The following is a 26,155-nucleotide window of genomic DNA, read 5'->3' as shown; positions in this document are numbered from 1 at the left end:
CTTTCAGAAGAACTCGGCCATTGAAAGTTCAGTGAGGTAGGACCGTGATCACTTGCCACCGAGCGAACCCGTCGGCAGCTGCGGCAGAACGGACTCGAGGCTGCCGAGACCGCCCGGAGTGCCCGGATCGGTCGGGTCGGGATCGACCGGACCTGTGGTGTCACCGGTCACCGTGAGTACGTGTGCCGCCGACGTGTACTTCGCCTCGTCTCCGGTAGCGGTGAATACTGCAGTCACGGACTTGGTACCCGCCTTACCGAAGGTGAGATCCAGGCGCGCAATACCGCGAACCACCGGCCGCGGGTCACCGACGGGTTTGCCGTCGACCATGAACTGTACTGTTCCCGTTGTGTTTTCCGGATCGACGTGAGAAGCAAAAGACACCTTGGTACCGGTCGCGGCGGTAGCCGGTCCTTCGAGCTTAGTCACGATGTCCGCGCCTGGCTCAGGATCAACGGGCCCCAGGTCCCCGTCGATCTTCGTGGATGCCAGGGCGCCGGCACCGGCATTGAGGGGGCCGGTCTCAGCGTCGCGCGGCGAGCAGGATGTGGGCGCCCAGATGGTTCCCGCGAGCCAGTGACTGACCTGAGGGAGGAAGGTCAAAAATGACTCCGGCCCGCCGAAAGTACCTGCAGCACCCGAAGTCCGGACATTGGTTTCGACTGCGCCGGAAGGCCCGGCCTTTACGGTGATTCTGATCTTCGGAAAGACGATGTTGGTCTCGGCACCGGACTGAGCATTGATCGCAAGCCCGCCGTGCGCACCCGACGACGATGACGGACTGTTGCCGATCGCTTCGTTTGCGCCGGACAACCGGAGTATCGGACCGTCCGCTGCGGGAGTGCCGTCTTCGTTGACACGAATCACCGAAGCAGGTTTCCCGGCAATAACATTGCCCGGATCGGTGACCGTCGCCGAAACGAACTCCGCGTTGGTCGGAATCGGCAGATCAATCTTCAGACGCGAGATCTTCTTGACGCTTGCGCCGCTCACATCGTTCGGGATCTGGACGCTACCCGGATCCACGTCGATGTCGAAGACCTGACCTGGCGCGACTACCGTCGGAGCCGAAACCCGCACCGTAGCAGGCTTTCCGTCTGACGAAGGACCGGAGAACGCACTCGGAACTGCGCGGCACGTGACCTGGAACGTTGTCGACGTGGTTTCTGCAACGGGCGCCGCGGTTGCCGGAATCACGGCCACAGCGGTTCCACCGGCAAGGAGGCCGGTAAGGAGCGCAGCATTCAGTAGGCGTTTTGACATGATGTCCTCTCGGAACAACCTGATTGACGTTTGCCGCCGAACTGTAACGGAGCCAGCGCCCGAGTTGACCCGTTTTCAATAAACAAAAACCACACAGTAGGTAAATACTTGGTAAGGGTTACTGGTCGTCACATCTGATCGCCACCGCGAGCCTTGCCCCTCTCGATCAATCTCGCGAATCGAGATTCACTGCGGGGAAACACAATTCGACAGAAGTTCGCACCGTAGCGAGATCTCCGGTCATACTCTACCCTTACAGGAGGGTAGAGTATGAGAACCTCGTCAGGACGGAATCTCATGGCAGTAACCATCGCTTCATCCACCAACGACAATTCGGTTCGGGCCGCGCTCCGGTCACCTCACCGTCTCAAAACGGAGGTTTTGGCCGGACTGGTCGTGGCGTTGGCACTGATTCCCGAGGCGATCTCGTTCTCGATCATCGCCGGCGTCGATCCGCGGGTAGGACTGTTCGCGTCGTTCACGATGGCAGTGACCATCGCCGTCGTCGGCGGACGACCCGCAATGATCTCCGCAGCTACCGGCGCCGTCGCACTGGTCGTCGCTCCACTGACGCGCGAGTACGGAATCGACTACCTGATTGCGACAGTCCTTCTGGCCGGCCTGCTCCAGATCGTGTTGAGCCTCCTCGGCGTCGCCAAGCTGATGCGCTTCATCCCGCGTAGCGTCATGGTGGGATTCGTCAATGCACTGGCCATCTTGATCTTCATCGCCCAACTCCCCCACCTGATCGATGTTCCGTGGCTCGTCTACCCACTCCTTGCAGTCGCACTTCTGATACTCGTATTCCTGCCGAAACTGACGAACGCCGTCCCGGCTCCACTGGTGGCAATCGTGCTACTGACAACCGCCACAGTCGTTTTCGCGTTCAATATCCCCAACGTCGGCGACGAGGGCGAGCTTCCGTCGAGCCTACCGACGCTACTGTTCCCCGACGTCCCCCCGGGCATGCACACACTGTCGATCATTGCGCCGTACGCATTGGCCATGGCGCTCGTCGGACTCCTCGAATCGTTGATGACGGCCAAACTCGTCGACGACGTCACGGATACTCACTCGAACAAGACCCGAGAAGGGTGGGGCCAAGGCGTCGCGAACATCGTCACCGGCTTCTTCGGGGGCATGGGAGGGTGCGCGATGATCGGCCAGACCATGATCAACGTCAAGGTCTCCGGCGCTCGCACTCGAATCTCGACTTTCCTGGCGGGCGTGTTCTTGCTGATACTCGTCGTCGGCCTCGGCGATGTGGTGGCGTTGATTCCCATGGCCGCATTGGTGGCCGTCATGATCATGGTCTCGGTCGGCACTTTCGATTGGCACAGCATCAATCCGAAGACCCTGCGCCGCATGCCGATCGGCGAGACAGTGGTCATGTTGGTCACCGTGGTAGTCACCGTCGCCACCCACAATCTTGCCTACGGCGTGATCATCGGAGTGATCACCGCGATGGTCATCTTCGCCCGCCGCGTCGCGCATCTCACCGAAGTGATCGACGTCGCGCATCCGGACGAGGACACCCGTGTCTATGCGGTTCGAGGCGAACTGTTCTTCGCATCCAGCAACGATCTGATCTACCAGTTCGACTACGCCGGCGACCCGAAGAACATTGTCATCGATCTGTCCGAGTCTCATGTCTGGGACGCGTCGACCGTCGCGACACTGGACGCCATCACCACCAAGTACGCGGCCAGAGGCAAGAATGTCGAGATCGTGGGGCTCGACGACGCATCGGCCGAGCGCCACCTGCGCCTGTCCGGTCGCCTGGGTGACGGTCACTGAGAGTATGGAGGCCCAGCGCGAGGAAAGTGGGAGTGATGTCTGAGCCGGAACATGCGGGCCAAGGGCCGAACATGCAGATCGGACAGGTTGCCGAACGCACCGAACTGTCGATCAAGACGATTCGTCATTACGACGAGGTCGGTCTGGTTACTCCGTCCGAGCGGAGCGCCGGAGGATTCCGCCTCTATACCGAGGCCGATGTCCAACGGCTACTGGTAATCCGACGAATGAAGCCGCTCGGATTCAGTCTCGAAGAAATGAAACAACTTCTCGATTCTCTGGCAGTGCTCGGCGACGAAGCTTCGGACGCGTCAACGCGCACCGCTGCAACCGAATTCGTCACCGACTGCCACACCCGGGCGGAAGAAAGCTGCACACACTTACGTAAGCAACTCGCCTACGCCGAAGAGCTGACGGGTTTGCTCGCCGACCACAGTCTCAACGGTGAACGGCATTCGTGATCTGCAAGCTGAACTAAGCTGAGTTGATGGCCCGATACTTCGACGTTCACCCGGAAAACCCGCAGCCGCGCGCGATCAGCCAGATCGTCGAAATGCTGCGCAACGACGCGGTCATCGCCTACCCCACCGACTCCTGCTACGCCCTGGGCGCCCGAATGGACAATCACTCGGGCACCGATCGGATCCGCGAGATCCGTCATCTGCGTTCGGACCATCACTTCACGCTGGTCTGTGCCGATTTCGCGCAGCTCGGGCACTTCGTCCACGTCACCAACTCGGCGTTCCGCGCGGTGAAAGCGGCTACGCCTGGGCAGTACACGTTCATCCTTCCCGCCACGAAGGAAGTTCCGCGTCGGCTGGCACACGCCAAGAAGAAGACCGTCGGAGTGCGTATCCCCAGCCACCCGGTAGTGCGGGCACTCTTGCAAGAGTTGGGTGAACCCATCCTCTCCAGCACCCTTCTCCTGCCCGGCGCCGAGGAACCGATGACGGACGGCTGGCAGATCAAGGAAGAACTCGACCACCAACTCGACGCCGTCATCGACTCGGGTGACTGTGGAACCGAACCCACCACAGTCGTCGACTATTCGTCCGGTGTTCCCGAAATCGTGCGGGTCGGCGCGGGAGATCCTTCTCGTTTCGAATGATCCCCCGCCCGGGCCACATCATGGAGTCGACCAGTCACGGCGTGACGATATCGAACCACAGATCGAAGTCCTCCAGCAGCGAGATGAACGTCTCCAGTTCGGACTGATCTCCCACAGCTTTTGCCGTTCCGGCCTTGATGGATTCGGTGAGCGAGGTCGTTCCCAGATACACCTCGTTGAACACGGCACGGGTCAAGGTCAGAGTCAGGGCGGCCGAAGCATCTGCCTTGTCCATGTCGTAGTTCAGCACGCCGTTGCGCACTGTGACCAGGACGTTGTCCGCGGTGTCCGACAACACGAATCGCAACGACAGGTCTACATCGGCTGCTTTGGGACCGTCGAGGCGAACTGCCCAGAAGTCCAGCATCTGCTCGAGCGGCATCACTGCGACCACGGCCGGGCCAGTGGGGTTGTTGGACGGCATCGGCGCCAGCGGATGCCGCAATTCCATCGCTCCGACCAGGTAGAAGTTGCGCCACGTACCGTTCTCGGCTTGGTAGCCGAGTTGTTCGTACGTGTCCGCCAACAACTCTCGCGCTTTCTGGTTACTCGGATCGGCGAACACCAGATGGTTCACCAACTCGGCGGCCCAGCGGTAGTCGCCGTCGTCGAACGCCTGCTTGCCCTTGGTCAAAAGTGCGTCCGGCCCGCCGACGGCTTCGACGTAGCGCTTGCCGTTCTCCACCGGCGGATGGGGATTGAGATGAGCGGGAACGCCGTCGAACCAACCGAGATAGAAGGTGTAGATCGCTTTGACGTTGTGACTGAGCGAGCCGTAGTACCCACGGTTGTACCACTGCTTTCCGATCGCGTCGGGTACCTCGATCTGGTCGGCAATCTCTACCGGTGTCAGTCCCTTGTTGGCAAGGCGCAACGTCTGATCGTGCAGATACTTGTACAGATCTGCCTGATCCGACATCAGCTTCAAGATCTTGTCGTTGCCCCACGTGGGCCAATGATGCTGCGCAAAGATGATTTCGACGTCGGGGAACAGTTCCATTGCCAGACGCACGTAGTGCGACCACGCTTTGGCGTCGCGAGTCTTGGCGCCGCGCAACGTGTACAGATTGTGCATCGTGTGCGTGACGTCCTCAGCTGACCCGAGCGCCTTGAAATCTGGTAAATAGAAGAGCATTTCGGATGGCGCTTCGGTTCCCGGCGCGAGCATGAACGTCACGCGCACACCGTCGATGACCTCTTCGTGCACCGGTTCGGTGATGACGTCGGTAGGCACGGCAAACGTCGAAGTGCCGTGCGAAGTGGACAGGCCGAGACCACCGGATACCTGCCCTTGTGGCCCCGGACGCAGGAACGATCCGTACATGTACATTCCGCGACGTGTCATCGCCGTGCCGGCAAGTACGTTCTCGGAAATCGCTTCCTCCGTGAAACTGTCTGGTGCGTAGACCTTTACGGCACCGGACTCGATCTCTTCGTCGGTGACAAATCCTTTGACACCGCCGAAGTGATCGCCGTGGGAGTGCGTGAAGATGATTGCCTTGACCGGAACCTTCGGGCGGTGCTGGTAGTACAACTCCAGCGCGAGAGCGGCTGTTTCCGCGGACATCAGAGTGTCACCGATGATCAACCCGGTGTCGCCCTCGATGATCGTCGTGTTCGACAAGTCCTGGCCGATCACCTGGTACAGACGATCAGCCAGCTTGAACAGTCCACCGCCCTTTCCCATCAAAGTGGCTTGGCGCCACAGACTCGGGTTGACGGTATCCGGTGCATCGCCGTCGGCGAACCCGTAGGCGTCGTACGAGAAGATGAACTGCCCTTTGTCACCTTTGACCAGTCCGCCATCGATGAGCGGTGCCACGAGACCTCGAGAAATCAGTTCGAAGTCGAAGGTGTCGTCGAAAGGAAGGTCACGGAGAACCTGGGCATTTGCCAGGCGAGTCGCTTCGGTGGCGGGCTTGGGGTCGAGTTCGGACGGTGTAGTCATCTTCTCTTACGCTCCTCGGGAACTCGCGGTGACCTGTGTCGGGATATCGGTTCATCCTCGATTCCCACGCAGCCCTCGCGCATCACCCGGAAGGGATGATCAGGTGGCCCGTCCAGCAATCAACAGCGCAACGACGAACTCACGCACCAACGTCCGCTCGTCGTTCTCGTCCGCCCCCGGCACCATGAGCAGCGAGAGGATCACCCGCACGATCCAGCGTGCCCGCGACGCTGTGCCTGCTCCGAGTTCACCGAGCATCGCGACACCAAGTCCGTTGATGACGTCGGACGAATTGGCGAGTTCACCGGCAAGACTCGCATCGCCCGGGGCGAACCATGCAGCCAACGTCGGAGTGCTACGCACCGCGGACACTGCAGTGAGTATGGCCGTCTCCAGACGCTCACTCGGATCGTCGATGGTCGCTACCGATTCCGCGATCGCAGTTCCCAGCCTGCGAGCTTCGCGGTGAACGAACGCAATGTGAAGAGCCTGCCGATTCTCGAAGTACCGATACAAGGTGGCCCGGGAACATCCTGCAGCAGAGGCTATCTCCGCCATACCGACCGCGTTGACGCCTTTCGCGACGAACAATTGTGCCGCGCTGTCGAGGATCTTCTCGGCTGCCGCCAAGGCGCGCCCCTCGCCGAGCCAGTCGTTGCTCATGGCCGAGTCACCGACATCGGAGCCGAGAGCGGACGGCGCACGTAGTTGCCCGGCGCGTATTGCATCGCGTCGATGTCGACATGGAAGTCGGGAATCCGGGAAAGCAACTCTTCCAAAGCAACTCGCGCCTGCATTCGAGCTGCCGACGCGCCCAGACAATGGTGGGCGCCATGGCTGAAGGTGAGGATCTTCTGCGGTCGACGCAAGACGTCCAACTCCGCCGCGTCGGGTCCGTACTTCTCGGGATCACGATTGGCCGCACCGTACATCAGCAGAACCTTACGTCCTGCCGGAATCACTTTGCCACCCAAGGCCACATCTCGCGTCGTGGTGCGTGCCAGTCCTTGGACCGGCGAGGTGAGTCGAAGCAACTCGTCGACCGCGTCGGTGATCAATGCGGGATCGTCCAGCAGGATCTGACGCTGGTCGAGGCGTTCGGTCAGCATCGCCACCGAACCACCCAGCATTCCTGTCGTGGTGTCGTTTCCCCCGGCCACCATGGTGAAGGCGAAGCCCAGAATCGACAGCAGGCCGGACATGTCGCCGTCTTCACCGAGTCCAGCGGCGAGTAGGTGCGAAATCGTGTCGTCACCCGGTTCGACCTTGCGGCGTTCGATCAGCGAAGCGAAGTACATCATCAGCTCACCGGTGGCGGCCTGCGCCGTCGTCGCTGCCGCGGCCACACCACCTGCCGAATTGGCAGCGACAATGGCTTCGGTCCAGCCGTCGAACTGGTCACGGTCCGATTCCGGCACACCCAGATAGTGTGCGACAACCATAGACGGCAACGGTTTGAAGAGCTCGACGACGATATCGCCGCTGCCACGCGCTTTCAGCGCCTCGATACGTTCGACGACAAATTCGCGAACCATCGGCTCGACCGCCGATACCTGACGCGGAGTGAAACCCTTCGACACCATGCGCCGGAACTCCGACTGCACTGGCGGATCCTGCATCACGAACGGCGGATTGTCCTGCATCCCGATCTGTTCGAGTTCACCGTAGACAGTGGTCAATCCCTTTGCCGACGAATATGTCTCGTAGTCGCGAGCGGCGTTGTAGACGTCTTCGTGACGGGTAAGCACCCAGTAGTCGTCCTGCGGCGCAGCTTCCGGCACAACGTTGTGCACCGGGTCGTTCTCGCGCAATGCGTCGTACATGGCCCAGGGCGAACGCCAGGACTCCCCGGTTGAAGGTACAAACCGTGGCGAATGTGACACAGAAGTTGTCATGACTCGACTATGAGACAAATTGCCGAATGTGTCAACGTTCTACGATCAACCGTTCACACGAGCAGCATTGAGTAACTCGCATCCACGCAGAGCACTATCGTGTGTCGGGTGATCACGGATCCGAAGAATCATCCGAACAGCTCTGACGCCGGGCGCCGCGCCGTGGTTGCGGTCCTGCTCCCCCGCGAACATCTTCCCTTCATCAGGGACTGGTGCCTGCACCACATCGAGCAAGGCTGGGAGGTTGTTCTCTACGACAACACCGGTTCCGTCGGGTCCACCCGCAAGACAAGCGCATTCAGTCTCAACCGTTGGCACGGCCGCAGCGAGGACAAGAGAGGCAACTCTTACGGCGCCTTCACCCGATCGATGTCGGACAGTGAAGTTCAGGTCGCATTCCGCAAAGAACTGCACGACCTTCCGGTGACGATCGTCGACTGGCAACCGCGCGACGCGGACGGTCGGATCGTGCACGGACAGGTAGAGGCGTACGTCGATTACGTGAGCCGGTACCGCGACACCGTCGCATGGGCAGCATTCATCGACGCCGACGAATACCTCCAACACGCACCAGGATTGGACTGGGAGGTTCTACTTGCCGGCGTTACTCAAGCGGGTTCGCACCGCGTCGTTCTCGATGCTCTGGTCTACGAATCCAGGTGGACGCGCGACGGGCAATTGCGAGACGTCGAGGAATTGAAATGCCTTGGGCTACAGAGCCATGGTTGCAAGAACATACTGAGGCTGTCGGAGATTTTGCGAGCAGACGTCCACTGGGGATGGAAGACAAGCGAACCGGACAGCCTGGTGCGGCCCGACCGATCCCTCTTCTACTTCCGCCATTACCGCGGTTCGGAGGCGGCACTCGACTTCACTCCGCTGCCGAACTTCGGGCCCCAGGTCCACGAAGAAGGTGTGGATGTGCCGGCAGCAATGGACGTATCACAGAATTGAATGTTCCTGCAAGACACAGATATTCAGGTGCAGATAAACCTCCGGCTCGCATCCACGAAGGCAATATCTTCAGAATGCGAGCCGGAGGAAATCTGACTGCAGAAGCAGATCAGGAAGCGCTGTTGCCACCGAAGAGTGCAGCAATCGTGGCGACGGCTGCGATGCCGCTAACGATGCCGGCGATCGGGCCGAGAACCTTGGCCAGGTCCGTGAGCGGTCCGGTGGTTGCGTTGGCTGCAATGCTGCTGGTGTATGCCATGTCTAGCTCCTCATCATGGAATGTGTACGCGGTCCGCGCGCCCGGTATGTAACGGCGCTCACAATATACGTAAGACGACCGAAAATTGAAGCGGCACCGCTGAGTGGGACGTAACTCACATCTCATCCAGCGGGAACCCACGAGTAACAATGCGCGATTCGGACAACGCTTCGGGAACCGTTGAATGACGAGCAGGAGAACAGCAGTGGGCAAGTTGGATGGAAAAGTGGCCCTGATCACTGGCGCAGGGCAAGGCGTCGGCCAGGGAGTTGCGTTTGCGCTCGCCAAGGAGGGCGCTTCCGTCGCGGTCGCGGGCCGCACTGAGTCGAAACTCGTCGTCACATGTAACGAGATCGCCGAACGCGGAGGCCGTGCCGAACCGGTACTTATGGATATCGCCGACGCGGATTCCATCACCGGAGCCGTGGCGCGAACGGTGGAACTGTTCGGCGGCGTCGACATTCTGATCAACAACGCCAGCCTCAACCCGCTCGGCAACGTCCTCGACCTCACTCCGGAGCGCCTTGCCGACGGATTGACGTCCGGCCCCGTCGCGACTCTGCGAACCATGCAAGCCTGTTACCCGTTCATGAAGGAGCGCGGCGGCGGGGCAATCATCAACATGGTCAGCTCCGTGGCCGTCCGCTGGGACGCTGCCGGCTACGGCGGCTACGCGGCCGTGAAGGAATCCGTCCGAGCCCTCAGTCGCGCGGCAGCATGCGAATGGGGCGTCGACGGGATCCGGGTCAACGCGGTTGCTCCCCACGCGTCGTCGCCGGGGCTGCAGCGGTGGGCAGATGCACGCCCGGAGGAGGCTGCCGCCTTTGTTGCCGGGATTCCGCTACGGAGGATCGGCGACTGCGAAGCGGACATCGGAACCGCGGTGGCTTTCCTGGTCGGCCCGGATGCCGCGTATCTGACTGGAGCAACAATTCCGCTCGACGGTGGTCAGTCGCGCTGGGGCTGAGAGCTGGCGTCGTCGAAGGCAAGCACCGCCGACTTGGCTTCGGCGATCGGGCGGCGGAAAACGAAACCGACCAGAACGGATGCCAAAACCAAGGCGGCCAGAACAATGAGCCCGACCATCCACCACATGGTTTTCAGTATGCCCGAACCGACCTCCGCCGGACGCGCGCCACGGCCGTCGGAAAGCGGCGACAGCCTCGAAAAGTGCTGAACACCAGTCAAATTCCGTTTTGCCCGTTTCCTGAGCTTCTTGAGAAGCCGTGATCGATGACACATATTCGGATCCCGAACCGGAACGAGTGCGTGACTACGACGACACCTCGGTGCATCCTGGCATGTATGGAATCCGCTGTTTCGGCCCAACTCGTCGACGGAAGCACCCTCACACACCCGTGGGGCGGGACAAGCAACATCACCGATCTCGGCGGTGACGTTCACTGGATCGACTTCGGCGGTCCCAGCGGAGCGCCGCCCATCGTGCTCGTTCACGGTCTGGGCGGCTCGCACCTGAACTGGGTGCGGGTCGCACCGGCGCTGGCGGCGCGCACGCGCGTGTACGCCCTTGACCTCGCCGGATTCGGACTCACCTCTGCCCGTGGGCGACACACCGGCGTCGATGCCAACACAGCACTTCTGAATCGCTTTCTCGACACAGTGGTGGGTGAGCCCGCCGTCCTGTTCGGCAATTCCATGGGCGGAATGGTCTCGGCAATGTCGACCCATGCCAGTCCCGAATCAGTCGCCGGCCTGGTCCTGGTGGATCCGGCGCTCCCCCTGCCCGTCCAACTTCCCGATCTGACCGTCGCCGCCCAGTTCGCGCTCTACTCGATGCCGTACGTCGGTGAGCAGGTTCTCGGCTTCGGACGCCGAAAGATGTCAGACCGGCAGTTGGCCGCTCAGATGACCAGATTGTGTTTTGCCGATCCGACGCGAGCCGACCCCGCGGTCCTCGACGCGGGCGCTGCCTTGACGGCGATTCGCCGCAACGAACCTACCCAGGATGCCGAATTCCTTCAGGCAGCACGGTCACTGCTGATGACCCTCGCCCGTCCTGCCTCCTATCGAAAGACATTGCGAGAGATCACGACTCCGACGCTCCTGATGCACGGCGATCGCGATCGGCTTGTCCCGGTCGAGGCCGCACGGGCAGCCGCTGCTGCACATCCACACTGGACCACCATCATTCTCGGCGACACCGGCCACACCCCACAATTGGAGATTCCGGACGAGTTCACCCGTCATGCGCTCGCGTGGCTCGATCGCACGGGGCTGATCAGGAGCTGACACGTACCGGCACTACACCCGCGGAACGGCCTCGCCGATCGAGCAAGTGCCCCATAAACTTCGGAGTATCAAGAACGATTCGGCGGTCGTCTGCGTTGGCAGGTCCGGCCCACCGGGGAACGCGAAACGGTCACATACCCCAAAGCTCTCGAACCCTGGGAATGTGTCGGGGTACGCGCGTAGCGTGAGATTCAGGCCTTCCTCGGCCAAGCATTTCCGCGTCCCCTGCTTGTGTATCCGTTTCGGTTAAGGAGAGTTTTCAGATGCCCGCACGCACAGCGCTCGACGGAACACCCTGTTGGATCGACCTCACCAGCTCCGACACCGAGGTTGCCAAATCCTTCTACACCAACGTGTTCGGCTGGCAGGCTGACACAAACGACGACCCGCAGTACGGCGGTTACGCGATCTTCAGCAAAGACGGGCAGCCCATCGCCGGGCTCGGGCCCCAGCAGGAGGGAAACCCGTACGGCAACGTCTGGACCACCTACATCTCCTCTACTGATGCGGCGGCGTCGGCGTCCAAAGCCGAAGCTGCCGGCGGAATGATCATGATGCCGTCGATGCAGGTCGGCCCCCAGGGCAGCATGGCGATCGTAGGCGATCCGGCCGGTGCCGTCGTCGGTATCTGGCAGGCAGATCAGCACAATGGCTTCGGTCTGGTGGGCGAGGCCGGAGCGCCGGTCTGGCACGAGACCTTGTCCAAGAACTATGCCGCGGTCCTGCCGTTCTACACCGACGTGTTCGGCTGGACTTACGAGTCCATCGGCGACAGCGACGAGTTCCGGTATTCACAAGCCAAGCAGGGCGACACCGTCGTCGCCGGTCTGATGGATGCCAGCTCGTTCCTCCCGGCAGAGGTCCCGTCGTTCTGGCAGGTGTACTTCGGGGCGGACGACACCGATGCTGCCGTCGCCAAGGTCGTCGAATTCGGCGGCAGCGTATTGCGTGATCCCGAGGACACGCCCTTCGGCCGTCTCGCGTCGGTTGCCGATCCACTCGGTGCCAAGTTCCAGATCTCCACGATCATGGAATGAATCTCCGCGCAGAGGCCGCCCCGGTCCGCGGTCTCTGCGCGCCGATCATCTGCAATGTCCGGATCTGACCGCACAGATTTGAACACTCGCCCAGAAGGTATGCAGTTTTCTGCGTCCAACGCCTAATCTCATGGGATGCCCGCCCCCGCACCTCTCCTCGATGTGTACTCCCAGCCGACTCTGTCGACGCTTGCGCCGTCGGTACTCGCTTCTCTCGGAGTAAGCGGCGAAGCAAACCGTCTCGATCTGAATCCCAGCAAGAAGACCGTAATTCTGCTGGTAGACGGGATGGGCGCGAACTTGCTCGCCCGCAACGCCGAACACGCACCATTCCTGAACTCACTCGCCGGAACGCCGATACGGGCAGGTTTCCCCACGACGACGGCCACCAGCATCGTCTCGCTGGGGACCGGGCTGCCCTCGGGAGCGCACGGAATCACCGGCTACCAGTCCTATGTCGAAGAAGCCGATTCGGTGTTCAACTGGCTGGGTTGGCACAGCGCCGGCAAGAAGGAATCTCAGACCGACTCCATCGTTCCGGAGACCCTGCAGCCGCAGGCCACGACCTTCGATCGCGCCGCGGCCGCCGGAATCACCGTCACCACCGTCGTTCCGTCCAAGTTCGACGGCAGCGGCCTCACTCGGGCGGGGATGCGCGGTGCCCAGTTTGCCGGAATCCAGGCATACGGTGACCTCCTCGCTCGCACCGTGGCGGCGTCGAAATCTGCCGAACGGACGTTCACGTACTGCTACATCAGCGAGATCGACGCACTCGGCCACGTCTACGGACCCGAGTCCGAGCCGTGGATCTTCCAACTGATGCTTGTCGATCGACTGGTCGAACAACTCGCAGCCGCTCTCGGTCCGGACGTGAGATTGCTGGTGACGGCAGACCACGGAATGGTCGACGTGCTGGACGAGAACAAGATCGACTTCGACAACACCCCGATGCTGTCCAAAGACGTACTCGCCCTTGCCGGCGAGCCCCGGTGCCGGCACATCCACACCAGAGAAGGCGCTGCACAAGATGTTGCGGACCGCTGGCGCGCCGAACTGGGTGACCGCATGTGGATCGGGACCAGATCCGAGGGCATCGTCGCGGGATTGTTCGGGCCTGCAGTACATTCCGAGTATCACGGCCGGATCGGCGATGTCATCGCCATTGCTTCCGGAGACGTGGCGGTCGTTCGTCGATCGGTCGAATCGGGACTGTCCGGTCTCCGTGGACAGCACGGCGCCCTGACCCCGGACGAACTGCTGGTACCGCTCCTGTCCTCAGGACAGCAGTAGGGCTCGCGCCCGGCGAATCTCGGGAACGCCGACGACCTTGCATGCGCCCAACAGGACGACGACACCTACGGCCGCACCCGCCGACAATGAAATAGCAGCAGCAAGCCTGGGCTCGGGGATTCGGTTCTGAACCGCCACCACCAAAGCGAGCGCACAACCTCCTGCCAGAACTGCCGCTGTCGAAATTCTCCCGACGGTCGCCTGCACCCGACGGAATCCCAACAGCCCGTATCGCTTTCGAAGCAGGACGTGACCGAGCACCGCTCCGCACACGTAGGAGAACGAGCCGGCCGCACAGACGGCCAGGATCAGCGTTTCGTCACTCGCCGACAATGACGCAAGAAGAACGAGCGCCGTCTTTGCAACTACCATCACCACGGCTATCACCGCGGGAGTGCGGGTATTGTTGTCGGCGTAGAACACTCGTAGCTGAAGCATGACCATCGCAAAGGGCACCAACCCGAATGCACTGACTGCCACGGCCGTCCCGATCAACCGGGCGCTACTGCCGTCGACCCGGCCGAAGAAGATCAGGGTGGTCAACGAGGGGCCGAACACCATGAGAGCCACGGTGACCGGAATCAACGCCACCACCGAATACCTGGCTCCCCGGCCGAGATCGGATACGACACCGACGTCGTCACCCGCAGCGACCGACCTGGCGATTCGCGGCATCAGCACCGTCAACAGCGACACTCCGAGGATGCCGTACGCCACCTGAAACAGCAGATCCGCATGCGTGTACATCGAGTACACGTGACGGGAGAGAGTGACCTTCATCGTCACCCACACACCGACCTGACCGGCTACGACGTACACCAGTACCCAACCGAGCAACGGCGCCCCGACGCGCACCGGGCGCCAAGTGTGCGGCACGACCCGCACGCGAAGGCGCCACCGAAAACCGTTGCGGTGCAGCGCTCGAGCAACGACAGCGGTTTGCGCCACTATCCCGAGCAAAGTGCCGATACCGATCACCAGAACCTGCGCGGTGGTCATCGACTCGGGAGTCAGAGCCACCGGCCCCGGAATGCACAGGAAGACCGCGACCGTCACCAGAAGGACGACGTTGTTGATCACCGGCGCCCAGGCCGGCGCGCCGAACACCGATCGAACGCTGAGCACAGCCGTCATCATCGCCGTGACGCCGTAGAAGAAGATCTCCGGCAGAAGCAAGTACGCGAAGAGCGTCGTGAGCTCGCGTTGAGCCGGATCATCGATCACGGCCGAGACCAGAGGCGGCGCGCACAGCACCGCCACAACGGTCACGAGCGCAAGAGCAAGCGCTCCCACAGTGAGAACGCGCTGCGTCTGCTCTCGTTCGAGCGTCCGCCCACGGCTTCGCTGCCGTGTCAGATACGGAAGCAGGACACTGGCGAGAATCCCGCCGAGAAGAAGCTGATAGACCATGTTCGGAAAGCTGTTGGCCGCGTTGTACGCATCACTGACCAGGGCGATCCCGAGGACTGCGGCAAGGGCAAGGGTGCGGACGAAACCGGTGATCCGGCTGACCGTGCTGGCGAGCGCCACGTGCCCGCCCATCTTCGCCAAGCTGCCGCCCGTCTCACCCGTACGTTCGGACTCCCCCACACTCTCGACCATCTCGCCAGAGTGCCACATCGCAGAGGTTCGACGAGCCGGACCGGAAACGACTGCCCTCCTGGAAACGACCGAGCGCCCCGAACCGTGGGTTCGAGGCGCTCGGCGCAAGAGACGATCAGGCTGATTCTGCTCCAGCCAACGGCGGCATGACGACAACCTGACCGGCGAAGGACAGGCCCGCACCGAAGGCGAGAAGCAATGCCTTGTCGCCCGGCTTGCACTGGCCGTCGCGCAGCATCTGCTCCATGGCGAGCGGGATCGAGGCCGCGGACGTGTTGCCCGTCTCGGCGATGTCGTTGGAGACGGGGAAGCCCTCGGGCAGCTTCATGCTGCGAGCGATGACCTCGTTGATGCGCTGGTTTGCCTGGTGCGGCACAAAAGCGTCGATGTCCTCGATACCCAGCCCCGACTTCTCCAGGGTGCGGGTGGCGACCTTGCCCATCTCGAAGGCAGCCCAGCGGAACACCGCGGTACCGGCCATCTTGATCCACGGACGAGGTCCGGTCGGGTTCTTGGTGTAGTCGAGCCAGCTCGGCTCCTGAACGATGGCGTCGGACTGGCTGCCGTCCGAACCCCACTCGACCGGGCCGATTCCGACGGTGTCACTCGGGCCGACGACAACTGCGCCTGCGCCGTCACCGAAGATGAAGCGCACGCTGCGATCGGTGGGCTCGGTGGCCTCGCTCATCAACTCGACGCCGACGACGAGTACGTGATCAACCGTGCCACCGCGAACGAGGTCGCTGGCCACTGCAAGAGCGGTACAGAAACCGGCGCAACCTGCCGCGACGTCGAAAGCAGCCGGACCCTTGATGCCGAGCTCGTGGGCGACGATGGACGCAGCCTGGGGAGTCTGCAGGTCCCACGTCGACGTCGCGATGATCACTGCACCGATCTGCTCGGGTGCAATGCCGCTGACGTCCAGTGCTTTACGGGCCGCGCTGATCGACATCGCGAGGATGCCTTCACCCTCGCCGGAGAACCGGCGCGACTTGATACCCGATCGCGTCTGGATCCACTCGTCGGTGGAATCGATCAGCTCGCAGATCTCGTCGTTGGTCACGACTCGCTCCGGGCGGTGAACGCCGAGCCCGAGAAGGACGGACTGCCGACCTCCGGCCACACTGGCAATCGGCTTACCCATTGATCGATCTCCTCGTTGGTTTCTGGTGATGACGCGCATTCGACATCACACGTTACGTACAGGACATAAGCCCCTGCCTCTCAGGTCACCGTTCGATCACGGCAACAACATGAGGCTGGCTCACATTACGCTTCGGTCAGGTATGTAGTCCAGATCCACGATCAGGCGCGCAAATGAGCTAGAACTGCCAAAACACGACGATGCCCGCTTTCGGAAGCCGACAGGCCGAGTTTTGCGAAGATATTTCCTATGTGCTTGCTCACAGCGGTGTCGCTGACGACCAGTTTCCTGGCGATTTCCTGATTTCCCAACCCCTCCGCCATCAGTCCGAGAACCTCGGACTCGCGTGGCGTCAGCGATCTGATCGGATCGTCGGCGCGTCGACGGCTCATCAGCTGGGATACGACCTCGGGATCCATCACGGTTCCGCCGTCGACGACCCGGTTCAATGCGTCGACGAACTCGGCTACCTTGCCGACCCGTTCCTTGAGCAGGTACCCGACCCCGCCGGCGCCTCCTGCCAACAATTCACCGGCGTAGCGATCCTCGACGTAAGCGGAAAGGACCAGGACGGGAAAGCCCGGGCGAAGCTTGCGCACCTCGATCGCCGCTCGAAGTCCCTCGTTGGTGAAAGTAGGAGGCATCCGGACGTCGAGCACCGCGGCGTCGGGGGCGGTCTCCTCGAACACCGTGAGGAACTGTGCGGCGTCGGAGACGGCAGACACCTCGAAGCCCTCGCCGCGAAGCAGCAGTGCCAGCCCCTCTCGCAGGAGAGCGTCGTCCTCGGCAATCAGAATCCGCACGGTAGTTCCACCCTCATCGTTGTCGGTCCACCCTCCGGGCTCTCCAATACTGCGGTTCCTTCGAAAGCCTCGACCCGGCGTCGGATACCCGCCACGCCGCCGCCCGGGCGTTCGTTCGCGCCGCCGTGACCGTCGTCGATCACGTCGATGAGCATCGTCTCACCCGACGAGTCGTCCGACGTCTCCGTCCGTGCCGTGACGGTGACACTGCGCGCTCCGCTGTGTTTTGCGACGTTGGTCAAGGTCTCGGCGACGACGAAGTACGCAGCAGCCTCGACGGCAGCCGGGGCACGGCGGAGTTCGTCGATCTCGAGTACGCAGGGCACACTCGAGCGCCCCGCGAGCGCGGAGATCGCACCCTCGAGGCCGAGTTCGTCGAGGATCGGCGGATAGATGTCGTGAACCAATGTCCGGAGTTCGCTCAACGCCTCGGTGGCCGCATCTTGGGCCCGATGCAGTTGCGGCAGAGCCTGGTCCGGGTTGATCTGCAACGACCGCTCCGCCATTCCCAGCATCATCACCACCGCGACCAGGCGGTTCTGCGCACCGTCGTGCAGATCGCGCTCGATGCGTTTGAGTTCGGCCGAATGTGCGTCGAGCGCTGCAGCGCGGCTGGCCGTCAGGGCGGTGACGCGCTTCGAGAGGTCCGAACGCGTATCCGGCGCAAGCAAAGTCGTGGTCGACCAACTGATCCACTTCGCCATCGCGGGGATCAACCACCACGCGATCAGGAAGTACAGGATGCCGATCAACGGCATCCCCGCAGCGCCCAACCACGACGTCACGGGGTACGGGTTGTTGACGGGTTCGCCCGCGGGCATCTGCTGCCAGTACAGCGGGACGGCAATCGCATTGAGCGCACCGAGTGGCAGAGCAATGGTCAGCATCGCCGCGACGAAAGCACCCAGACCATGAATCGACAACCAGGCCGCGTCGCGCCTCGTCGACTGATCGGTGAGGAACCGGCTCCAGTCCCCGAATGTCGGATTGCTGGGCATCGGTGGGTATCGCTGCAGAACAGGGCGTCCGGTGTACGCAGCGGTGCGTTTGCGAGCCAGGCCGGCCCACCACCGGAGCACTCGCACGTACGACGGCAACAGCAACCAGCCGACGATCAGAATCGAGAGCGACAACAGAATGAGACCGACCATCAGCAAGAACAGGGAAACCACAGCTGCCGCGCCCTCGACGAGCACGTACACCGCAGCCCTGGTTCTCTTCTTCACTGCCCCAGCATGCCGCACCACACCGCACGATCCACTACAGCTGGCTACACCATTGATTCGGGACTCTGCTGGATGTCGACGAATGGCGAATCTCCATAGTGTTCTTCCCATGAAGAATCGACACTCGGTCCTCGCCCCGCCGGCTCCTGGTGCCACGGGAGCTCGAACATCTGCCGTGCGACTCGAAGGGGTCAGCAAGGTCTACGGCAACGGCCGCGGCGCCGTGACCGCCCTCGACAACATCAGCCTCACTCTGCCGCGCAGCACCTTCACCGCCGTGATGGGCCCGTCCGGATCAGGTAAGAGCACTTTCCTGCACTGCGCCGCGGGCCTCGACCGACCGAGCAGCGGATCGGTGTGGCTGGGCAATACCGAAATTTCACAGCTGAAGCCGAAGGCCCGCAGCATCTTCCGTCGCGATCACATCGGTTTCGTCTTCCAGGCCTACAACCTGCTCGGCGCTCTCGACGTCGAGCAGAACGTCACGCTCCCCCTACTCCTCGCCGGGCGACGAGCCGACAAGCAGTACCTGACCTTCGTCCTGGAATCCGTCGGACTCGGATCACACCGAAAGCGCAAACCCTCCGAACTGTCCGGCGGTCAGCAGCAACGCGTCGCCATCGCGCGCGCCCTCGTCACTCACCCCGACGCACTCTTTGCCGACGAACCGACCGGCGCCCTCGACTCCCGCAGCGCCAAGCAGGTTCTGGAGTTGTTGCGCCGGACAGCTGCCGAGTTCGATCAGACTATCGTCATGGTCACGCACGACCCGGTGGCCGCGTCGTACGCCGATCGTGTGCTGTTCCTCGCCGACGGGAAACTTGTCGGGCACATCGACCGCCCGACCCCGCAGCAGATCGCCGAGCGCATGACACACCTCGGGGACTGGTGATGATGAAAGCGCACACCTTTGCGCACCTGAAAGCGCATCGCTCCGGTTTCGTCGCCGTGTTCGTCTCCGTATTCTGCGCAGCGCTCCTCACCTGCGGTCTGGGTGTGCTGCTGGAATCGGGAGTGCGAGGCGGTGTCTCACCACATCTCTACGCCGGTGCCGACGCCGTCGTGAGTGCGCCACAGGCGCTCGAGGTCAAGGAAGACGCCGATCAGCCCTTTGCCGAGCGAGTTCTCCTCGCCGGCGATACGGTCCGCAAGCTCGACGCACTCGATGTCACCGTGGTTCCCGACATCTCCGTCCCCGTCAGCACCGCCGAGGGCGTCGTACTCGACGCACATCCTTGGGAAACAGCACAATTGGCGCCGTACTCGCTCATCGAGGGGCGCGCTCCGCAGAGCCGCGACGAGGTGGTCTCGACCACGGGCGCCGCGCTCGGCGAGCGAATCACGCTGGCTCACGGCGCGGTAACGGACGAGTACACCGTCGTCGGCACAGCTGATTCGGCTTCGGTGCCGTCACCCGACCGTCCGGCACTCGTCTTCCTCGACGACGCAGAGGCCGAACGGTTGTGGCCGCACCAGAACGCTGTCACCGCAGTCGGATTGATCGCTCCCGAAGGCGTGGATGCTGCCGCTCTCGCCCACGATGCACTCGCCGGAACCGGTGCGGAGGTCTCGACCGGCACTGCACGCGGAGGCATCGAATTCCTCGACGCCGGTGCTGCGCGGACGCAGTTGATCGTGCTCTGCGCGTCGTTTGCCGGTCTCGCGTTGATGGTCAGTATGTTCGTCGTTTCCAGCACGCTGTCGCTCTCGATCAACGCCAGGCGCCGAGAGTTCGCTCTGTTGCGGGCAATCGGGGCCACCACGCGGCAAGTGCACGTCATGATCGGACGTGAAGTGCTGCTCGTTGCTGCTGCGGCGGCAGCTCTCGGCGCGGTGCCCGGATACCTGCTCGCCCGAGTACTGGGCGCGCAGTTCGCCGACGCCGGGGTCATGCCCACCGATTTCGCGCTGGCGTACAGCCCGCTTCCGGCGATCGCAGCTCTCCTGATCTGCGTACTCACTGCCCGCGCGGCAGCGGCGATCGCGGCAAGACGACCGGCGAAGCTCGACCCCGTCGAAGCGCTTCGCGAATCCGAAAGCGGCCCGGCGAAACTGAGCCGCGGACGCATCGTCACCGGGCTGATCTTCGGCGCCGCCGGCCTCAGCGCCTGCGTCCTCCCTGCTTTCCTGCCCGGCAGCGTGGCGGCCGCTGGAGCCGGTTCGAGCGCACTGTTGTTGATCTTCTCGGTCGCGCTGCTCGGCCCCTTGTTGGTGCGCGGCATCATCAAGGTGATCGGCGGTCCGCTGCGCCGCAGTGGGTCGGCGTCCAAAGTTCTCGCTGCCGCCAACGCCGAATCCAATTCGAGACGGCTCTCGTCGGCGGTTGTTCCGTTGGCTCTCGCAATCGCACTGGGCTCGGTGCAGTTCTTCAGCCAGAGCACCGTCGCCGCCGAGGCGACCAACCAGTCGATCAAGGGCGTCACCGCCGACCTGATCGTCGGCGCACCGGCCGGTATCGCTCCCTCGCTCCTCGAGTCGATCGCATCGGTGCCCGGAGTGAGTGCGGCAAACCCGGTGGTCCGCAGTCAAGTCCTCCCGGTACCCAGCGGTGAGGAAGGCGGCTCAGCCGACAGCGCGATCGCGGCCCAGGGCATCGACGCCGCCAGCGCCGACGCGACCCTCGATCTCGCGGTGACCGAGGGCGACCTCAGCGCTCTGACCGGCGATACCGTTGCCGTGAGCGAAGACGGCGCCTTCACACTCGGAGCCAAGGTAGGCCAGCGCGTCGACCTCTATCTGGGTGACGGAACACTGGTACATCCCATGGTCGTCGCAAAATATGGTCGCGGCCTCGGATTCGGGGACGTGACCATGCCGATCGAGACTTTGCGTCAGCACTCCACCGACGCTCTGATCGACACCGTTCTGGTTGCTGCCGAACCCGGACGGTCGGCCGAAGTCCAGCAGTCGTTGCGCTCGTTCCCCTCGATCGCCGCGATGAACCAGGACCAGTTCGGGGCCGCGGGCGAAGATCAGCGCCGTATGCAGTCGTGGGTCAGCATCCTCGCCGTCCTCGTCCTGCTCGGCTATCTCGCAGTCGCAGTCGTGAACACCCTGGTCGCCGCCACTGCCGAGCGTTCCCGCGAGTTCGCGCTCCTTCAACTGGTGGGCTCGCGGACGCGGCAGGTCCGAGCAATGATGCGCATCGAGTCGTTGATGGTGGTGGGAATCGCCGTCGTGGTCGGATCACTGATCGCCCTGCCGCCTCTGATGGGCATTGCCGTAGCGGTGTCCGGGCAGCCGATCCCGGCGATTTCACCGGCGATTTACGGTTCCATCGTCGCGGTGACCGCTGTTCTGGGATTTGTCTCCATCGCGATCCCGACGCGCGCCGCTCTACGCAAGAACCCGATGGACGGAGTGCGTAACCACTGAGTGGCACTACCGTCGTCATCTATGGATGCGGCGGCCTGGGACAAGAAGTACGAAGAAACCGAGCTCGTCTGGGGCGCTCCTCCCAACGAATTGCTGGTGGAATACGCGACGGCCCTCCCCCACGGCCAGGCACTGGACCTGGCGTGCGGCGAGGGCCGTAACGCGTTGTGGCTCGCGACTCGCGGTTGGGAGGTCACCGGCATCGACTACTCGGCCGTCGCGATCGAGAAAGCCCGCACGATCGCGGCCCGCTCACCCCGATCGGTTCTCGACCGGCTCGACTACCGATGCGGCGACGTCACCGTCGCGGATTACGCCTCGAGGAACGGGCAGGGATACGACTTGGCCCTGCTTCTTTACCTTCATCTGCCCGCACCACAACGCACCCTGGTTGTGAACCGTGCCATAAATTCTCTGAAACCTGACGGAATCCTCATGATTTTGGGTCACGACCGAAGCAACATCGACTACGGCGTCGGCGGGCCGCAAGATCCCGAAATCCTTTACACACCAGAAGAATTGATGCAGGAGTTCCGCGGAAAGCTCGAGTTCGAGATCGCCGGAAATCCCCACAGGCACACCGAAACGGGAATCGCGGTCGACGCGCTTGTCATCGGACGCAAATCCGGTGTTGGCAATGCAAAGAACGGCTAGTAACATGTATTAAGTTACCGACGAGTAATAAACTTCGGGCGGTACTAGGAGTGCTGGACCGCACCACCTCACTGGGAGAAGCAGAAGACATGGGCCATTACAAGAGCAACGTTCGGGACCTGGAGTTCAACCTCTTCGAGGTTCTCGGACTGGAGAAGCCACTGAGCGAAGGCGCTTGGGGCGACCTGGATGCCGACACTGTCCGCAACATGCTGGCAGAGGTCGCACGCCTGGCCGAGGGACCGCTTGGCGAATCTTTCGCCGATGCGGACCGCAACCCCCCTGTCTTCGATCCCGAGACGCACACCGTTGCACTTCCGGAATCCTTCAAGAAGTCGTTCAAGGCTCTGTGGGATGCCGAGTGGTACCGCATGGGATTGAGCGAAGAGGTCGGCGGCGTGCCGGTTCCCCGCTCCGTCGTGTGGGCCATCGGTGAGCTGATCCTGGGCGCACAGCCTGCAGCACACATGTACCAGGCCGGACCCGCCTTCGCGGACGTGCTGTTCAACAACGGCACCGAAGAGCAGAAGAAGTGGGCAGCCACCATCGTCGAACGCGGATGGGGCGCCACCATGGTCCTCACCGAGCCCGACGCCGGCTCCGACGTCGGTGCCGGACGCACCAAGGCAATCAAGCAGGACGACGGCTCCTGGCACATCGAGGGCGTCAAGCGCTTCATCACCTCGGCAGACTCGGACGACCTGTTCGAGAACATCTTCCACCTCGTTCTCGCTCGCCCCGAAGGCGCCGGACCCGGCACCAAGGGCCTGAGCCTGTTCTTCGTCCCGAAGACGCACTTCAACTTCGAGACCGAAGAGTTCGGCGAGCGCAACGGCGTCTTCGTCACCAACGTCGAACACAAGATGGGCCTGAAGGTCTCCGCCACATGTGAGGTCACCTTCGGCGGCCACGGCATCCCCGCACAGGGCTGGCTGGTCGGCGAGGTCCACAACGGCATCGCCCAGATGTTCGACGTCATCGAGCACGCTCGAATGATGGTCGGCACCAAGGCAATCGCCACCCTCTCGACCGGTTACCTCAACGCTCTCGACTACGCCAAGCAGCGTGTTCAGGGCGCAGACCTGACCCAGATGACCAACAAGGCAGCACCGCGCGTGACCATCACGCACCACCCCGACGTGCGTCGCAGCCTGGCAATGCAGAAGGCATACGCCGAGGGCCTGCGCGCGGTGTACCTCTACACCGCAGCACACCAGGACGAGGTTGTCGCCCAGCTCGTCTCGGGCGCAGACAAGGACACCGCGTTCCGCGTCAACGACCTGCTGCTCCCGATCGTCAAGGGCGTCGGCTCCGAGCGTGCGTACCAGTACCTGACGGACAGCCTGCAGACCCTCGGTGGCTCCGGCTTCCTGCAGGACTACCCGATCGAGCAGTACATCCGCGACTCCAAGATCGACTCGCTGTACGAAGGCACGACGGCCATCCAGGCTCAGGACTTCTTCTTCCGCAAGATCGCTCGTGACCGCGGCGTCGCGCTCGCTCACGTTGCGGGACAGATCAAGACCTTCATCGACAGCGAAGCCGGCAACGGTCGTCTGAAGGCGGAGCGCGCACTGCTCGCCACCGCACTCGAAGACGTCCAGGCCATGGCTGCCACGCTCACCGGCTTCCTCATGGGAGCTCAGGAGCAGCCCACCGAGCTGTACAAGGTCGGCCTCGGCTCCGTCCGCTTCCTGATGTCCGTCGGCGACCTGCTCATCGGCTGGCAGCTGCTCCGCCAGTCCGAGATTGCTCTCGCAGCACTCGACAACGGCGCTTCCGACAAGGACAAGGGCTTCTACGAGGGCAAGGTCGCCATCGCGTCCTTCTTCGCCAAGAACGTCCTGCCCGAGCTCACCGCTTCACGCGAGATCATCGCGAACACCGAGAACGACATCATGGAGATCGACGAAGCAGCATTCTGATTCGTTCCTGATTCATGAAAAGTGCCGGTCCCGAGAACGTTTCGGGGCCGGCATTTTCGGTTGTCGGCACTCGGTGGTGACTGGTGTCATCTGCGCTCGATGGTCGGGCAACTGATCTGCGCGGACAGTACCGACGTCGTCGGTTGCTCGCCCGGTCGTGCCGCCGTACCCGCCAGGGAAAGCGCCACGCGCCTGCGGTCCGGAGAACTGACTATTTCGACGGACTTGTCGTCGCCACCGCCGAAGGACACGAACTGTCCGCTCTGATCCGAGAACTTCATGATCGCGGACCCGTGCTGACCTGGTTCGGGTTTCTCGTTCACGTAGACCTGCAACTGGAAATCACGTCCCGGATATTCGCCGCCGCCGTCGTACTCGTAGAAGGAACTCGTGTGCACCTCGTAGGCCCACTGACGGTGACCGGCGGGCAGCGAATCCGCCCAGTTGTGCTCGAAACACGTGACGGATCCAGGCAGCGAGACATTGGCTGCGCCGCTCCACCCACCGGACAGGGTGATGGCTCCGTATGGCGCTGCTTCGGACTCGTGCCGATCGGAGGGCAAGGGCGGCACCGTCAAGGGTCCGACATTGCGACCGGTGAACTCGAAAAGCCTTTCGCTCGACACGAACGGGGGCGACTCGCGCTCACCGGCACAGGAGACAACCGACAGGGTGGCCATGACCAGCACCGCGCACATCCCGCGTCTACGAACCGGCACCTCGACTCCCCCGTTCCGTTTCCAACAGAATACATACCGTTCGGTCTCCAAGTTGCCGGACGTGTCCGACACATCCCATTCATGGGACAGCTCGCCCGCTACCGATGTGATTGGGTGAGCACGAACGTCCACTGAACCAGCACTCGGTTCTTTCGAAGGCCGAGTAGATCAACAGACAGGGGATCATCCTGGTCGCACCAGAGCACGCACAACCCGATTACGCCCCTGACCTGGCATTGACCGCCACGGACTTGGCGCTCGACGGCCCATGGGGGCCGGTGTTCGGACCCGTCAATCTCAAGATTCGTGCGGGCGGTGTGACCATCCTCGAAGGCTCGGCCGGTTCAGGACGTACGTCCTTACTTCTGACACTCAGCGGGCGAATGAAAGCCAGTTCCGGATCACTGTCCGTCTTCGGTCGAACGCGTCCCCGAGAGATCTTCGAGATCGCCGGGATCGCCGGGTTCGAGGACATCGACGAGCTTGCCGAGTCCGTCACCGTCCGCGATCTGATCACCGAACAAATTCGCTGGGATGCTCCCTGGTACAAACTCGTCGGACGCGCCGGAGACCGCGAACTCGAAGCGGTGTGCGCTCCCGTCTTCGGCGATCATCCGTTGCCTGCGCTCGGCCGATACGTCAGCGATCTCGGGGAACTCGAGGCGACCCTGCTGCGTATCGCCGTCGCGAACACGAAGAAGCCGGCCTTGCTGGTCGTCGACGATCTCGAACAGGTGCGGCGTGACTCCGAGCGCGCATATCTCGTCGAGCGACTGGTCGAGATGGGGAGCTACCAGACCATCATCGCGTCGACCGTCAACCCGCTGCCCGACGGATCACCCATCGATGCCGTCACCCTGCTCCAAGAAGTCACCAATCCCGACCAAGAAGGGGCGAGGTAACCGC

Annotated in this window: 24 protein-coding genes; 13 read left to right on the top strand and 11 right to left on the bottom strand. The window is 62.6% G+C overall.

Translation table 11 applies throughout. The features are described 5' to 3' along the window. Positions 1–48: 48 nt before the first annotated feature. Positions 49–1,263, bottom strand: coding sequence for an Ig-like domain-containing protein (locus tag M0639_RS05560; protein WP_064074104.1), 1,215 nt, complete (start codon positions 1,261–1,263; stop codon positions 49–51). 297 nt (positions 1,264–1,560) lie between these two features. On the opposite strand from M0639_RS05560, the gene M0639_RS05555 reads away from it, so the two are divergent. The 3 genes from M0639_RS05555 to M0639_RS05545 are packed head-to-tail and all read left to right on the top strand — an operon-like array spanning position 1,561 to position 4,168. Further along, positions 1,561–3,060, top strand: coding sequence for a SulP family inorganic anion transporter (locus M0639_RS05555; protein ID WP_231915009.1), 1,500 nt, complete (start codon positions 1,561–1,563; stop codon positions 3,058–3,060). 35 nt (positions 3,061–3,095) lie between these two features. Then, the gene (locus M0639_RS05550) at positions 3,096–3,521 is read left to right on the top strand and encodes a MerR family transcriptional regulator (RefSeq protein ID WP_007734605.1); all 426 of its coding nucleotides are present in this window, start codon (positions 3,096–3,098) and stop codon (positions 3,519–3,521) included. Between the two features lie 26 nt (positions 3,522–3,547). After that, the gene (locus tag M0639_RS05545; RefSeq protein ID WP_003945756.1) at positions 3,548–4,168 is read left to right on the top strand and encodes an L-threonylcarbamoyladenylate synthase; all 621 of its coding nucleotides are present in this window, start codon (positions 3,548–3,550) and stop codon (positions 4,166–4,168) included. A 34-nt stretch (positions 4,169–4,202) separates the two neighbouring features. Here the strand turns inward: M0639_RS05545 and M0639_RS05540 are convergent, their stop codons facing one another. From M0639_RS05540 to M0639_RS05530, 3 genes are all read right to left on the bottom strand, one after another. Continuing rightward, on the bottom strand, positions 4,203–6,116 hold the full coding sequence (locus M0639_RS05540; protein WP_003945738.1) for an alkyl/aryl-sulfatase: 1,914 nt from the start codon (positions 6,114–6,116) through the stop codon (positions 4,203–4,205). Between the two features lie 99 nt (positions 6,117–6,215). Then, positions 6,216–6,779, bottom strand: coding sequence for a TetR/AcrR family transcriptional regulator (locus M0639_RS05535; protein ID WP_054827319.1), 564 nt, complete (start codon positions 6,777–6,779; stop codon positions 6,216–6,218). Further along, the gene (locus M0639_RS05530; protein ID WP_042920218.1) at positions 6,776–8,011 is read right to left on the bottom strand and encodes a cytochrome P450; all 1,236 of its coding nucleotides are present in this window, start codon (positions 8,009–8,011) and stop codon (positions 6,776–6,778) included. The genes M0639_RS05535 and M0639_RS05530 overlap by 4 nt, the downstream gene beginning before the upstream one ends. A 108-nt stretch (positions 8,012–8,119) precedes the next feature. Here M0639_RS05530 and M0639_RS05525 point away from each other — a divergent pair, with 108 nt between their 5' ends. Next, positions 8,120–8,965, top strand: coding sequence for a glycosyltransferase family protein (locus M0639_RS05525; RefSeq protein ID WP_064074106.1), 846 nt, complete (start codon positions 8,120–8,122; stop codon positions 8,963–8,965). 109 nt (positions 8,966–9,074) lie between these two features. Here M0639_RS05525 and M0639_RS05520 read toward each other — a convergent pair whose 3' ends face one another. Beyond that, positions 9,075–9,224 carry a hypothetical protein gene (locus tag M0639_RS05520; protein WP_021343080.1) on the bottom strand — a complete coding sequence of 50 codons (150 nt, stop codon included), beginning with the start codon at positions 9,222–9,224 and terminating at the stop codon, positions 9,075–9,077. 205 nt (positions 9,225–9,429) lie between these two features. On the opposite strand from M0639_RS05520, the gene M0639_RS05515 reads away from it, so the two are divergent. Further along, on the top strand, positions 9,430–10,191 hold the full coding sequence (locus M0639_RS05515; protein WP_064074107.1) for an SDR family NAD(P)-dependent oxidoreductase: 762 nt from the start codon (positions 9,430–9,432) through the stop codon (positions 10,189–10,191). Here the strand turns inward: M0639_RS05515 and M0639_RS05510 are convergent. Beyond that, positions 10,173–10,310, bottom strand: a complete 138-nt coding sequence (locus M0639_RS05510) for a hypothetical protein (protein WP_003945592.1) — start codon at positions 10,308–10,310, stop codon at positions 10,173–10,175. The two genes, M0639_RS05515 and M0639_RS05510, sit on opposite strands and share 19 nt — an antisense overlap. A 219-nt stretch (positions 10,311–10,529) precedes the next feature. Between M0639_RS05510 and M0639_RS05505 the strand changes: the two genes are divergently transcribed. From M0639_RS05505 to M0639_RS05495, 3 genes are all read left to right on the top strand, one after another. Then, positions 10,530–11,474: an alpha/beta fold hydrolase gene (locus M0639_RS05505; protein ID WP_064074108.1), complete on the top strand. Its 945-nt coding sequence runs from the start codon at positions 10,530–10,532 to the stop codon at positions 11,472–11,474. Between the two features lie 263 nt (positions 11,475–11,737). Continuing rightward, complete coding sequence (locus tag M0639_RS05500; protein ID WP_064074109.1) at positions 11,738–12,511, top strand: VOC family protein; 774 nt, start codon at positions 11,738–11,740, stop codon at positions 12,509–12,511. A 135-nt stretch (positions 12,512–12,646) separates the two neighbouring features. Further along, a complete protein-coding gene (locus M0639_RS05495) occupies positions 12,647–13,801 on the top strand; it encodes an alkaline phosphatase family protein (RefSeq protein ID WP_064074110.1) in 1,155 nt (384 codons plus the stop codon). Here M0639_RS05495 and murJ read toward each other — a convergent pair. The 4 genes from murJ to M0639_RS05475 all read right to left on the bottom strand — a co-directional run bounded on the left by murJ (position 13,787) and on the right by M0639_RS05475 (position 18,576). After that, positions 13,787–15,403 (bottom strand): murein biosynthesis integral membrane protein MurJ, encoded by a 1,617-nt coding sequence (gene murJ, locus M0639_RS05490; protein WP_231915008.1) that lies wholly within the window; start codon positions 15,401–15,403, stop codon positions 13,787–13,789. The genes M0639_RS05495 and murJ overlap by 15 nt on opposite strands. A gap of 115 nt (positions 15,404–15,518) precedes the next feature. Next, positions 15,519–16,547 (bottom strand): beta-ketoacyl-ACP synthase III, encoded by a 1,029-nt coding sequence (locus tag M0639_RS05485; protein ID WP_003945837.1) that lies wholly within the window; start codon positions 16,545–16,547, stop codon positions 15,519–15,521. A gap of 161 nt (positions 16,548–16,708) precedes the next feature. Beyond that, entirely contained in the window at positions 16,709–17,350 is a 642-nt protein-coding gene (locus M0639_RS05480) for a response regulator transcription factor (protein ID WP_003945784.1), read from the bottom strand. Then, a complete protein-coding gene (locus tag M0639_RS05475; RefSeq protein ID WP_231915007.1) occupies positions 17,338–18,576 on the bottom strand; it encodes a sensor histidine kinase in 1,239 nt (412 codons plus the stop codon). The genes M0639_RS05480 and M0639_RS05475 overlap by 13 nt, the downstream gene beginning before the upstream one ends. A 109-nt stretch (positions 18,577–18,685) precedes the next feature. On the opposite strand from M0639_RS05475, the gene M0639_RS05470 reads away from it, so the two are divergent. The 4 genes from M0639_RS05470 (at position 18,686) to M0639_RS05455 (ending at position 24,530) form a co-directional block, all read left to right on the top strand. Further along, a complete protein-coding gene (locus tag M0639_RS05470; protein WP_064074112.1) occupies positions 18,686–19,468 on the top strand; it encodes an ABC transporter ATP-binding protein in 783 nt (260 codons plus the stop codon). Beyond that, positions 19,468–21,951, top strand: coding sequence for an FtsX-like permease family protein (locus M0639_RS05465; RefSeq protein WP_064074113.1), 2,484 nt, complete (start codon positions 19,468–19,470; stop codon positions 21,949–21,951). Before M0639_RS05470 ends, M0639_RS05465 begins: the two co-directional genes overlap by 1 nt. A 21-nt stretch (positions 21,952–21,972) precedes the next feature. Continuing rightward, positions 21,973–22,605, top strand: coding sequence for a class I SAM-dependent methyltransferase (locus M0639_RS05460; RefSeq protein ID WP_007734580.1), 633 nt, complete (start codon positions 21,973–21,975; stop codon positions 22,603–22,605). 89 nt (positions 22,606–22,694) lie between these two features. Beyond that, positions 22,695–24,530: an acyl-CoA dehydrogenase gene (locus tag M0639_RS05455; RefSeq protein WP_007734578.1), complete on the top strand. Its 1,836-nt coding sequence runs from the start codon at positions 22,695–22,697 to the stop codon at positions 24,528–24,530. 86 nt (positions 24,531–24,616) lie between these two features. On the opposite strand, the gene M0639_RS05450 is transcribed toward M0639_RS05455, so the two are convergent. Continuing rightward, positions 24,617–25,249, bottom strand: a complete 633-nt coding sequence (locus tag M0639_RS05450) for a hypothetical protein (protein ID WP_223304492.1) — start codon at positions 25,247–25,249, stop codon at positions 24,617–24,619. A gap of 230 nt (positions 25,250–25,479) precedes the next feature. Between M0639_RS05450 and M0639_RS05445 the strand changes: the two genes are divergently transcribed. Beyond that, entirely contained in the window at positions 25,480–26,151 is a 672-nt protein-coding gene (locus M0639_RS05445; protein WP_428481019.1) for an ATP-binding cassette domain-containing protein, read from the top strand. The last annotated feature ends 4 nt before the right edge of the window (positions 26,152–26,155 follow it).

The sequence above is a fragment of the Rhodococcus qingshengii JCM 15477 genome (assembly GCF_023221595.1).
GTDB lineage: Bacteria > Actinomycetota > Actinomycetes > Mycobacteriales > Mycobacteriaceae > Rhodococcus_F > Rhodococcus_F qingshengii.
The sequence above is the reverse complement of the archived record's forward strand: the minus strand, read 5'-3'. Positions and strand labels throughout refer to the sequence as shown.

Bases quoted from the DNA above. Each gene is read 5' to 3' on its own strand.
- M0639_RS05500 (WP_064074109.1), top strand. From the start codon at position 11,738: ATGCCCGCACGCACAGCGCTCGACGGAACACCCTGTTGGATCGACCTC.
- M0639_RS05530 (WP_042920218.1), bottom strand. From the start codon at position 8,011: ATGACAACTTCTGTGTCACATTCGCCACGGTTTGTACCTTCAACCGGG.
- M0639_RS05495 (WP_064074110.1), top strand. From the start codon at position 12,647: ATGCCCGCCCCCGCACCTCTCCTCGATGTGTACTCCCAGCCGACTCTG.
- M0639_RS05455 (WP_007734578.1), top strand. From the start codon at position 22,695: ATGGGCCATTACAAGAGCAACGTTCGGGACCTGGAGTTCAACCTCTTC.
- M0639_RS05510 (WP_003945592.1), bottom strand. From the start codon at position 10,310: ATGGTCGGGCTCATTGTTCTGGCCGCCTTGGTTTTGGCATCCGTTCTG.
- M0639_RS05465 (WP_064074113.1), top strand. From the start codon at position 19,468: ATGATGAAAGCGCACACCTTTGCGCACCTGAAAGCGCATCGCTCCGGT.
- M0639_RS05485 (WP_003945837.1), bottom strand. From the start codon at position 16,547: ATGGGTAAGCCGATTGCCAGTGTGGCCGGAGGTCGGCAGTCCGTCCTT.
- murJ (WP_231915008.1), bottom strand. From the start codon at position 15,403: ATGGTCGAGAGTGTGGGGGAGTCCGAACGTACGGGTGAGACGGGCGGC.
- M0639_RS05460 (WP_007734580.1), top strand. From the start codon at position 21,973: ATGGATGCGGCGGCCTGGGACAAGAAGTACGAAGAAACCGAGCTCGTC.
- M0639_RS05555 (WP_231915009.1), top strand. From the start codon at position 1,561: ATGGCAGTAACCATCGCTTCATCCACCAACGACAATTCGGTTCGGGCC.
- M0639_RS05535 (WP_054827319.1), bottom strand. From the start codon at position 6,779: ATGAGCAACGACTGGCTCGGCGAGGGGCGCGCCTTGGCGGCAGCCGAG.
- M0639_RS05540 (WP_003945738.1), bottom strand. From the start codon at position 6,116: ATGACTACACCGTCCGAACTCGACCCCAAGCCCGCCACCGAAGCGACT.
- M0639_RS05520 (WP_021343080.1), bottom strand. From the start codon at position 9,224: ATGGCATACACCAGCAGCATTGCAGCCAACGCAACCACCGGACCGCTC.
- M0639_RS05545 (WP_003945756.1), top strand. From the start codon at position 3,548: ATGGCCCGATACTTCGACGTTCACCCGGAAAACCCGCAGCCGCGCGCG.
- M0639_RS05505 (WP_064074108.1), top strand. From the start codon at position 10,530: ATGGAATCCGCTGTTTCGGCCCAACTCGTCGACGGAAGCACCCTCACA.
- M0639_RS05470 (WP_064074112.1), top strand. From the start codon at position 18,686: ATGAAGAATCGACACTCGGTCCTCGCCCCGCCGGCTCCTGGTGCCACG.
- M0639_RS05550 (WP_007734605.1), top strand. From the start codon at position 3,096: ATGTCTGAGCCGGAACATGCGGGCCAAGGGCCGAACATGCAGATCGGA.
- M0639_RS05560 (WP_064074104.1), bottom strand. From the start codon at position 1,263: ATGTCAAAACGCCTACTGAATGCTGCGCTCCTTACCGGCCTCCTTGCC.